At 60.6% G+C, this 10,665-nt stretch carries 8 protein-coding genes; 3 read left to right on the forward strand and 5 right to left on the reverse strand.

Annotated elements, in window-relative coordinates; translation table 11 throughout:
* Nucleotides 1-16 precede the first annotated feature (16 nt).
* The 3 genes from IP91_RS14460 to IP91_RS14470 all read left to right on the forward strand — a co-directional run bounded on the left by IP91_RS14460 (nt 17) and on the right by IP91_RS14470 (nt 3,924).
* Complete coding sequence (locus IP91_RS14460) at nt 17-2,215, forward strand: T6SS effector phospholipase Tle3 domain-containing protein (RefSeq protein ID WP_145649755.1); 2,199 nt, start codon at nt 17-19, stop codon at nt 2,213-2,215.
* An 88-nt stretch (nt 2,216-2,303) separates the two neighbouring features.
* Entirely contained in the window at nt 2,304-3,644 is a 1,341-nt protein-coding gene (locus tag IP91_RS14465) for a hypothetical protein (RefSeq protein ID WP_229474420.1), read from the forward strand.
* A 16-nt stretch (nt 3,645-3,660) separates the two neighbouring features.
* Nucleotides 3,661-3,924 (forward strand): PAAR domain-containing protein, encoded by a 264-nt coding sequence (locus IP91_RS14470; protein ID WP_145649756.1) that lies wholly within the window; start codon nt 3,661-3,663, stop codon nt 3,922-3,924.
* 112 nt (nt 3,925-4,036) lie between these two features.
* Here IP91_RS14470 and truB read toward each other — a convergent pair whose 3' ends face one another.
* From truB to rimP, 5 genes are all read right to left on the reverse strand, one after another.
* A complete protein-coding gene (gene truB, locus IP91_RS14475) occupies nt 4,037-5,002 on the reverse strand; it encodes a tRNA pseudouridine(55) synthase TruB (RefSeq protein WP_145649757.1) in 966 nt (321 codons plus the stop codon).
* Nucleotides 4,999-5,427 carry a 30S ribosome-binding factor RbfA gene (gene rbfA, locus IP91_RS14480; RefSeq protein ID WP_145649758.1) on the reverse strand — a complete coding sequence of 143 codons (429 nt, stop codon included), beginning with the start codon at nt 5,425-5,427 and terminating at the stop codon, nt 4,999-5,001. Before rbfA ends, truB begins: the two co-directional genes overlap by 4 nt.
* 143 nt (nt 5,428-5,570) lie before the next feature.
* On the reverse strand, nt 5,571-8,444 hold the full coding sequence (gene infB / locus IP91_RS14485) for a translation initiation factor IF-2 (protein WP_145649759.1): 2,874 nt from the start codon (nt 8,442-8,444) through the stop codon (nt 5,571-5,573).
* 56 nt (nt 8,445-8,500) lie between these two features.
* Nucleotides 8,501-10,066, reverse strand: coding sequence for a transcription termination factor NusA (gene nusA / locus IP91_RS14490; RefSeq protein ID WP_145649760.1), 1,566 nt, complete (start codon nt 10,064-10,066; stop codon nt 8,501-8,503).
* Nucleotides 10,063-10,551 (reverse strand): ribosome maturation factor RimP, encoded by a 489-nt coding sequence (gene rimP, locus IP91_RS14495; protein WP_145649761.1) that lies wholly within the window; start codon nt 10,549-10,551, stop codon nt 10,063-10,065. The genes nusA and rimP overlap by 4 nt, the downstream gene beginning before the upstream one ends.
* Nucleotides 10,552-10,665: the final 114 nt, after the last annotated feature.

Genomic DNA, 10,665 nt, shown 5'->3' on the forward strand with positions numbered 1-10,665 from the left:
TTCCAGGAGGCCCGAGATGAACAAGCACGGCACCACCCATAGAACGACCACACCCAAGATGGCCGAATTCGAGGTCTCGAACCAGGCCGCGATCTGCGATGCAAAAGGCGTCACACTTCTGAAAGACTCCTATCTTGACGTGATCATGCAGCTGCCACTGCCTGGCATCATCATCTTCGTCCATGGCGTGAATTCGGATGGCGAGTGGTACGAACAGGCCGAAGAAGGATTGTGCCAAGGCCTGAATAACCGGCTCAAGCGTCGTCCGGAACACATGGAATTTCCAACGCCGACGGCCGGGCAGCTTACGCCGGCGAAGTACACGGCTGAATTAACGGACGACGGCTTTATCAATACGGACCGGGAGCCGGACACATTTCTCCAGGCAGCCGAACATTTCTCTCCCGTCATTCGGTTTCGGTGGGGCTACAAGGCAAATGCAGAAGAACTTCAGAACTTCGGCGACTCGATTTATCTGAATGAGGAAGACTACTGGGGTGGCGGTCCTTTCGCTAATGGGTGTACATCGCTGCCCGATCTGTGGAATGAAGGACTGTCGTCCAATCTTTTTCTCTGGCTGCAAGTACAGCACCTAAACCCCGACAACAGTCGACAGGTATTCTCCTGCCCGCATCGCGCGTACTACATCGTTGCGGCGCTGAGGCTTGCGAAGCTGGTGGAATCGATCCGCAAGGAACAGGCCGATGTACCTATTACCATGGTTTGCCACAGCCAGGGCAATATGGTCGGCATGGCGGCGGCTTTTCTTGGCGATCGAATGCCGGGCCGCCCTGTCGCGAACACTTATGTCCTCTGCAACCCGCCATACAGCCTGGTCGAAGACAACATGACTGAAAACTGGACACAGATGCATATGTCCGACCAGAAAGGCCGCACCGGACGGCAGACTCGCAAGGCAAGGATCGAAACACTCAAGGCTTTCTTCGACATCATCCGCGAGCCTGCATCGCCACCGCAGGAAACCAGCGAGATCAACCGGTGGATGGCCAACACGAAGCATCAGTTCGATGCAGTGACTGACCGTGCGAAGTACGGCTTAGGCACACCATCGCAAACCTGTGGCCGGGTGACGCTTTACTGCAATCCGCATGACCAGGTCATTTCGTCGACCGCCGTTAGGGGAATTGGCTGGCAGGGAATGAGTGCTCAGGAAATTGCGGATACCGGTGGAACAGGTGTCTTCTGCCAGCGTGTGTTCGCTCAAGGGATTTTTGTGGGGAAGGAACCGGATGAAAGGCCTCAAGTACCGAAGAAAAGCTATCACTACTGGCTGCATCACTATAAGAAACCGAAGCCAGGCAGCTGGGATTTCTGGACCCCGGCTTCGCCGATTGCGAAGTACTCGCTGTCCAAAGGCATTGAGGCGAGCAAGCGGGCGGGCGTGATCCTGACTGTCGGAATGGCGCCGATATTTATCGTTGCGACGTGGATTGCCAGAACGAGAATCAATGAACTACCACACAAGAACTGGTATATCCCTCTAGAGGCGCCTGACCTACCAGAACCATTCTTACCTCGGGGTTTTCGTTTTGGCCGGACGACCGCGCAATTCGATGCCTACTGCGATGCACGTGGCCAGGATCGCGACATGGCCCGTGTGCGCGAACCGGACGATCCATATGCCGGCGATCGTCCTATTGGCGATGGCAAGGGCGATCCTGAGCGTGCGCCGACCGACGCGGGTCTGGGGAACCGAGATACCGAGGCGCAGATGCGCTACGAAGATCACGCCCGGTTGCGTATGCAGGCACGACGTGAAGGCCGTGTCGAAAAAGGCGCGAAGGTCATTCACGAAGACAAGCCGGAACAGGCGAACGCGCAGTACAAGGCCTGGCGAGAAAAGAACATCAAGAAGTATCTGGCCGATACGGTGGACACGAACGCTACGGATCACTCGACGACCATGACCAATCCGGAACATGCCGAGAAGGCATTGGCTTATGACGTGGCTGTGGGAGTATGTCATATCAGTCCATTAATTATAAATAAAATTAGGATTACCGCAGATTGGCGCTTGCTTAAAGGTTTGAATAAGGAAGATAGCGGCAAGGAATTTCTTGAATATTTCAATACTGGCCTACTTAAAAATGTGCCAACAAAAAACTGGATAAATAATTTTTCCGAAGCTAATATTCCTGAAAAAATATCAGACTTGCGCCAAAACTTCCCATCATCCCGCGACAATAATTACTGAATTCGCTTTGCCAAGTCCAATCATATGATGCCAATCTTCAAAATTTATTTTAGACCCAACCAGTTAAATTGCGTCAATAGGAAAAATCATGAAATCCTTTAAAAAATTTCATCTATATGCCGTAATTGCGTCATGTTGGTCGTCGCCAGTATTGGCCCAAGCTTCGACCATCAATTCGACCTCGGCTTCGACCCAGCCAAATTCGACTCTTATATCGAAGCCTTTTCTCGCTCAGGTTGTGGGACTGCAATGGTTGAATCCGCTACAACGAAGAGATTACTCGACCGAATGGCAGTTGCTTTGGGCACTAGGGCTTGCAACGCCAAATAAGAATGACGACAAGGTTCGTTCGAATCCGGAACGATTCACAAAAATCCAGAGTATTGGCTCAATAGCCGTTGGAAATAATGGCACAGAAACATTCGAGGGCTATCACGAAAAATATATAGACGAACTTTTTTACAAGATGCACGACGTTTACTTTTCCAGCTCTACCTATTTTTACAACGCGCACTCCCTAACGGATAAAAAAAGTTGGCGAGAGCTTGCCGGGATTCGCGTGGAATACTCGATCCCTGATGGAAGGTTGAAACCGGAAATAGCACAAGTCTATCTACGAAACACAATAACAAACGCATTCAACATTGGAAACATTTATATGCCAACGACCTGGTCGCGCAGCACTCCGCCGGAAGTAAGGGTGACCGTCGGCGCCGCAAATGCAGGATTCACTTCGCTTGCAGCCGCCCTGGATTATTTGCAGGCTCATCCAAATGAAACTGTTTGGGCAATGAACTGGGATGCCCCAAGCCGACCCAAGGACAAGCAGATCAATGAGAACATGGTGCTCCTCGTGCTGGCTGGCCGTGACTACAAAACCGAACGTGCGCCCCTGGCCTGGATTGGTTATCCCGCGAGCCGCAAGGCAGAAGACTTTGAATCGAAGCCGGGCCTGCCGCCGAAGTCGATTCAGGCATGGCAGGCGACTATTCACGATGCAGCACGTAATGCGAACATAAAGCCTGTGGAGATCGGTTACGTCATCCACGATGCGCACAATATGCACCCCGACTCTTCCAACCGTATCGGCGACCTCGCGCAGACACTCACCATGGAAGTTGGAGAAATCGACTATGCCAGGCAATCCTTCAACACGTCTGCGCTTCTAGGCGACATGGGCGCCGGCACTGCACTCACCAACGTCGCGTTAGGCATTGCCTATGCCAATCACATCGGCAAGAACGTATTGGTTGCTGGCACGACGGATCGAACCCAGCCTACCTCGGTCATTGTCATGCCACCCGAGAAAGTCCGCCCCATCAATCATGAGGAACCCTGGTTCCGCGCACGTAGCGAACGGGACGCTCACCTGATGTGGTGGGGTATCCGTCACGATGCGGAGCGTCACATGCAGGGCTATTCAAAGTGATCAACGGGAGACCACCATGCGCGGCATCATCCGACTGAACGATCCCACCAGCCATGGCGGCAGGGTCGTGGCAGCAGCGCCGAAGACCAAGGTGATGGGTGTGGCAGTCGCCCGCAAAGGCGACCGCTGCGTATGCCCCATCCAGGGTCACACTGTGTGCGTCATTATCGAAGGTGATCCGAAGGTGACGATCGATGGCGTGCCGGTCGCGTTCGATGGCCACAAGACCAGTTGTGGCGCGACGTTGATCAGCACAGTGCCGAAGAGTGGACGCGGCTGAAAAGCCTGATCGCAGGGTGGTCAAGCAAGTCTGGAAGAAAATGTCGAGCGCATGTCCCGGTGACTGGCACCAGGACACAGGCAATAAGACACGTAGCACGAAGTTGGGAAGACTACTGCGCAGCAGCGATCAGCCGCTCGGGCTTGAGGATCGCCCACTCGCCCAGCAGGCCAGTGCCGAGCAATCGCCCGTCCGCATAGACGCGTACGCGGCCTTCGTAGGCGGTGGGCGTTGCGACGGCGGGCTCCTTGCCCAGCGGGAGCCGCTGGCCCTGCAGGAAGCGCTTCGCCAGTTCGGGCGTCAATTCGACGGCAGGGAATGTCGACAGCAGCGCATCGACCGGTGCGAGCAGCGACAACGGCGCCGCATGCGCGGTCAGGTCTTCCAGCGTGATCATGCCGGAGGCCTGCAGCGCGCCGACGCCAGTGCGGCGCAAGGCATTCAGGTGCGCGCCGCAACCCAGCGCGGCGCCAATGTCTTCACCCAGCACGCGGATATACGTGCCCTTGCTGCACGTGACTTCCAGCTTCAGGAACGGCGCCTCGTACGACACCAGTTCCAATCGATGGATGACAATATTGCGCGCCTCGCGCTCCAGCGTGATGCCGGCGCGCGCGTACTCGTACAGCGGCTTGCCGTCGCGCTTGAGCGCCGAGTACATCGGCGGCACCTGCGCGATGGGGCCGCGGAACTGCGCGAGCACCGCTTCGATCTGTTCGACGGTGATCTCGGCGACGTCACGAGCGAGTGCGGGATCGGGCGGTACCACCTGCCCTTCCGTGTCCCCCGTATCGGTGCGCACGCCCAGGTGCACGGTGGTGACGTAGGTCTTGTCCGCCTCCAGCAGGTCCTGCGAGAACTTGGTCGCCTCGCCGAAGCACAGTGGCAGCAGGCCGGTGGCGAACGGGTCCAGCGTGCCGGTGTGGCCCGCCTTCTTCGCGTTCAGCACGCGCTTCGCCTTGATCAGCGCATCGTTCGACGACAGGCCCACGGGCTTGTCCAGCAACAGCACGCCATCGACCAGGTCGCGCACCCGCTTCACACGCTGCGGTGCGCCTTGCGATGCTTCCTGCGTCATTTTTTTGCCGCGTCGTCGTCTTCGCTGCCGCCGTTCTGCTGCGCGTCGAAATCGGCCGCGCGCGTGGCGTTGGCCTTGTCGATCAGCGCCGACATCGCGATGCCGCGCGAGGCGGACATGTCGTGCACGAAGTGCAGCTGCGGCAGCGTGTGGATGTGCAGGCGCTTGCCCAGCTGGTTGCGCAGGTAGCCGGCGGCGGCCTGCAGGCCGGCCAGCGTGTTCTTCACCGTCTCCGGGTCGTCCTTGAGCATCGTGAAGTAGACCTTGGCGTGCGCGTAGTCCGGCGTCAGCTGCACTTCGGCCAAGGTCAGCATGCCCACGCGCGGGTCCTTCACTTCGAAGGCGATCAGCTCGGAGAGGTCTTTCTGGATCTGGTCCGCCACGCGCAGGCCGCGCGCGGGAATCGATTTACTGTGTTTTGCCATGATGTCCTACCAATGAAAATATGGCGGTGCCGCCGGACGAAAGACGCCGGCGGGCGCGCCACATAAAAAATGGCGGGTGGCGCCCGCCTCCACGCCAACAGCGCGGAAGGGGCGGCACCCGCCATGGATACCGCGTCCAACGATTACAGCGTACGCGCCACTTCCTGGATCTCGAACACTTCCAGCGTATCACCCACCTGGATCTCGTTGTAGTTCTTCAGCGACAGGCCGCACTCCAGACCGGCGCGCACTTCCTTCGCGTCGTCCTTGAAGCGCTTGAGCGAATCGATCTCGCCGGTCCACACAACGATGTTGTTGCGCAGCAGACGGACCGACGAAGCACGCTTGACCACACCATCGGTGACCAGGCAACCGGCAATCGCACCGACCTTCGACACCAGGATGACCTGGCGGATTTCCACCTGGCCCGTGATGTGCTCGCGCTTCTCCGGCGCCAGCATGCCCGACATGGCTGCCTTCACCTCTTCGATCGCGTCGTAGATGATGTTGTAGTAGCGGATGTCCACGCCGTTCGCTTCGGCCAGCTTGCGCGCCTGGGCGTCGGCACGGGCGTTGAAGCCGATGATGACTGCCTTCGACGCGGTCGCCAGGTTGACGTCCGACTCCGTGATGCCGCCCACGGCCGCGTGCACGATCTGCACCCGCACTTCCGAGGTCGACAGCTTCTGCAGCGAGCCGACCAGCGCTTCCTGCGAACCCTGCACGTCCGTCTTGACGATCAGCGGCACGTTCTTCACTTCGCCTTCGCCCATCGAGTCGAACAGGTTTTCCAGCTTCGCGGCCTGCTGCTTGGCCAGCTTCACGTCGCGGAATTTACCCTGACGGAACAGGCCGATCTCGCGCGCCTTGCGCTCGTCCGCCATGACCATGACTTCTTCACCGGCGGCCGGCACTTCGGTCAGGCCCTGGATCTCGACCGGGATCGACGGACCGGCTTCGGCCACCGCCTTGCCGTTCTCGTCCAGCATGGCACGAACGCGGCCGAACGACGAACCGGCCAGCACCACGTCGCCACGCTTGAGCGTACCGGACTGCACCAGGATCGTGGCAACCGGGCCGCGGCCCTTGTCCAGGCGGGCTTCGACGACCAGGCCACGGGCTGGAGCTGCGACCGGTGCTTTCAGTTCCAGCACTTCGGCCTGCAGCAGCACGTTTTCCAGCAGCGTGTCGATGCCCTGGCCCGTTTTCGCGGACACCGGCACGAACGGCGCTTCGCCGCCGTATTCTTCCGGCACCACGCCTTCGGTGATCAGTTCCTGCGTCACGCGCTCCAGGTTGCCGCCCGGTTTGTCGATCTTGTTGATCGCCACCACCAGCGGCACGCCGGCCGCTTTCGCGTGGGCGATCGCTTCCTTCGTCTGCGGCATCACGCCGTCGTCCGCCGCCACCACCAGGATGACGATGTCGGTCGCCTTGGCACCGCGGGCACGCATGGCCGTGAAGGCCTCGTGACCCGGGGTATCCAGGAACGTGATCATGCCGCGCGGCGTGTCGACGTGGTAAGCGCCGATGTGCTGCGTGATGCCGCCGGCTTCGCCCGACGCGACCTTGGCGCGACGGATGTAGTCCAGCAGCGACGTCTTGCCGTGGTCGACGTGGCCCATCACCGTCACGACCGGCGCACGCGCCGTCGCTTCGTAGTGGGTCTGTTCGCCCTGGTCGGCCAGCAGCGCTTCCGGATCGTCCTCGGCGGCGGCAAAGGCCTTGTGGCCCATTTCCTCGACGAGGATCATCGCCGTTTCCTGGTCCAGCACCTGGTTGATCGTGCACATCTGGCCCAGCTTCATCAGCTGCTTGATCACCTCGGAGGCCTTGACGGCCATCTTGTGCGCCAGTTCGGCGACGGTGATCGTTTCCGGCACGTGCACTTCGCGCACGATGGCTTCCGTCGGTGCCTGGAAGTTGGTTTCGCGGTCGTCGTGGTGCGAGTTGCGGCCACGGCCGCCACGGCCGCCACCGGCACGCCAGCCATCGCGGCTGGTCGGTGCGCTCGGACCCGGACGGCCCTTGCCGCCACCCGGCGCGCCACGCTTCTTGGCATCGTCGGACCAGGTCGACGACACATTGGCCGACTTGATCGACTTGCGATCGCCCGGCTTCTTGTCATCCTTCTTGTCCGTCGTGGCCGTGGTGGTGCCCGGCTTCTTGTCGGCAGGCTTGTGCAGCGTGCCGGCAGGTGCGGCCGGCTTGACCGGTGCGGGGGCCGGTTCCGGCGCCTTGATCACGCGGCGCGGCTGCGCCATCATGGCCTTGATCTGGGCCACTTCGTCGGCGACGGCCTTGCGGGCCTTTTCGGTCGCTTCGGCGCGTTCGGCCGCTTCCTTCGTTGCCGCTTCGGCCTTCTTCTTGGCTTCCTCGGCATCGGCAGCGCGCTTCTTGTCCGCCGCTTCCGTGTCGGCCTGCTTCTGCGCGTCGCGGGCACCGGCCTTGTCGGCCGCTGCCTTGTCGGCGGCGGCCTTCGCCGCTTCCGCATCGGCGTGACGCTTCGCTTCCGCCTCGGCGGCCGCGGTGGCTTTGGCTTGCGCTTCCTTCTCGGCGTCCAGGCGCGCCAGGCGCTCCTGCTTCTCGCGCAGTTCCGCTTCCTGGCGGGCGATCAGCTCGGCCTGGTTGCGGATCTCTTCTTCGCGGCGGGCGTTCTCGGCCTCGTCGACCACGGGCGCGGCAGGTGCCGGGGTGGTGGTCGCGGGCAGGTCGTCGCGCTGCACGAAGGTGCGCTTCTTGCGCACTTCGACCTGGATCGTGCGGGTCTTGCCGGAAGCATCGGCCTGCTTGATCTCGTTGGTTTCCTTGCGGGTCACCGTGATCTTCTTCTTTTCCTGTTGACCAGCGGCGCCGTGGGTACGGCGCAGGTGTTCGAGCAGCTTGTCCTTATCATCTTTCGACAATGGATCTGACGCCGAGCTCTTCTCGACGCCCGCGGAACGCAGCTGCGTCAGCAGCAGGTCTGCAGGCATCTTCAGTTCGGTGGCAAATTGGGCTACGTTGTTACTCGCCATTCAGTCCTCTTTTCTATGTGTCGCGATGATATTGATTTTGCTGTCGTGCCCTGCGCTTACGCGCGGGCCGCCTCCGCCGAAGACCATGCCTTGGCCTGGAGAGCCTTGGCGCGATCGTCGTACTTGCCGTCGACCAGCTTCATTTCATCGTCGGTCACATCTTCAAATTCGTTGGTGATCAGTTCCCGTGCACGGTCCGTCGACAGCGCCAGGATGGCGCCGAATTCGTCGTAGGCCAGGCCGGCAAACTGCTCGAGCGTCTTGATGCCCGCGAGGCCCAGCTTGCCCGCCGTGATGCGGTCCATGCCTTCCAGGCCTACCAACCCTTCTTCCATGCCTTCCAGTCCTTCTTCCGACGCGATCGCTTCCGTCACCAGCGCGTCGCGGGCGCGGGTGCGCAGCTCGTTCACGGTGTCTTCGTCGAATGCCTCGATCTCCAGCATCTCCGAGATCGGCACGTAGGCGATCTCTTCCAGGCTGCTGAAGCCTTCCTCGACGAGGATGTCGGCCACTTCCTGGTCCACATCGAGCTTCGCCATGAACAGGGCGCGTACTGCCGCCGTTTCCTGGGCCGCCTTGTCGGCCGATTCCTCGGCCGTCATGATGTTGATCTTCCAGCCCGTCAGTTCGGACGCCAGGCGCACGTTCTGGCCGGAGCGGCCGATGGCGATGGCCAGGTTTTCCTCGTCCACCACGACATCCATGGCGTGCTTGTCTTCGTCGACCATGATCGACGACACGTTGGCCGGGGCCAGTGCGCCGATCACGAACTGCGCCGGATCGTCCGACCACAGCACGATGTCCACGCGCTCGCCGCCCAGCTCACCGGTCACGGCCTGCACGCGCGAACCGCGCATGCCCACGCAGGTACCGATCGGGTCGATGCGCTTGTCGGCCGTGTAGACGGCGATCTTGGCGCGCACGCCGGCATCGCGGGCGGCCGATTTAATTTCCAGCATGCCCTGCTCGATTTCCGGCACTTCCAGCTCGAACAGCTTCATGATGAAGTCCGGCGCGGTGCGCGACAGGATCACCTGCGGGCCACGCATATTGCGGTCCACGCGCAGGATGAAGGCCCGCACGCGGTCGCCGATGCGCAGGTTCTCTTTCGGGATCATCTGGTCGCGCGGCAGGCGCGCTTCGATCTTGCCCGATTCGACGATCGCATCGCCACGTTCCATGCGCTTGATGGTGCCGGTGACCAGCGCATCGCCGCGCTCCAGGAAGTCCTGCAGGATCTGTTCGCGTTCCGCATCGCGCACGCGCTGCAGCACGACCTGCTTGGTGTCCTGCGCGAAGCGGCGGCCGAATTCCACCGACTCGATCGGCTCTTCGATGTATTCGTCGACTTCGATATCGGGGATCTGCTCTTTCGCTTCGAACAGCAGCACTTCCTGGTCGGGCAGCTGCAGGCCGGCTTCGTCCGGCACCACGTGCCAGCGGCGGAAGGATTCGAATTCGCCGGACTCGCGGTCGATCGAGACGCGGATGTCCACTTCGCCTTCATAGCGCTTCTTCGTGGCCTGCGCCAACGCGAATTCGAGCGCGCCGAAGACCACGTCCTTGTCGACGTTCTTTTCGCGCGCCAGCGCGTCCACCAATAACAAAACTTCGCGACTCATGCTTTGCGGCTCCTAAAATCCACCTGCGGCACCAAGCGTGCCTTATCCATATCCGCGAGCGTGAAATTCAGCACCGCAGGACCATCTTTACTTTCAAATTCAATACCCAGCTGCTCGCCTTCCGGCGCCTGCAGGATGCCCTGGTAGGACTTGCGGTTCGCGGTGCCCGGCAGCGCGAGGCGCAGCTTCACGATGGCTTCCAGGCCGGCGAAACGTTCGAAGTCGACCAGGCGGCGCAGCGGCCGGTCCAGGCCCGGCGACGAGATCTCGAGCCGTTCGTACGGCACGTTCTCGACCGTCAGCACGTGGGACAGCTGGTGGCTCACCGTGGCGCAGTCTTCCACCGTGATCGGGCCTTTTTCCTCCGCATCCGCGGCAGGAAAATCGATATACACGCGCAGCAGGCCGCGCTCGGCCCGTTCGAAATCGACCAGGTCGTAGCCCAGACCCGCTACGGTCTTCTCAATCAGTTCCGGCAGTTGCAAAGAAAATCTCCAGATCGGGCCGCGGCGCCTGCCGCCGACCTCGGGTAAAACGGTTCACAAGTTGTGCTGCACATGGGTGCCGCACATTTGTGCTTCACATTTCGCGAAGCAAAA

Source organism: Pseudoduganella lurida (assembly GCF_007830455.1).
Taxonomy (GTDB): domain Bacteria; phylum Pseudomonadota; class Gammaproteobacteria; order Burkholderiales; family Burkholderiaceae_D; genus Rugamonas; species Rugamonas lurida.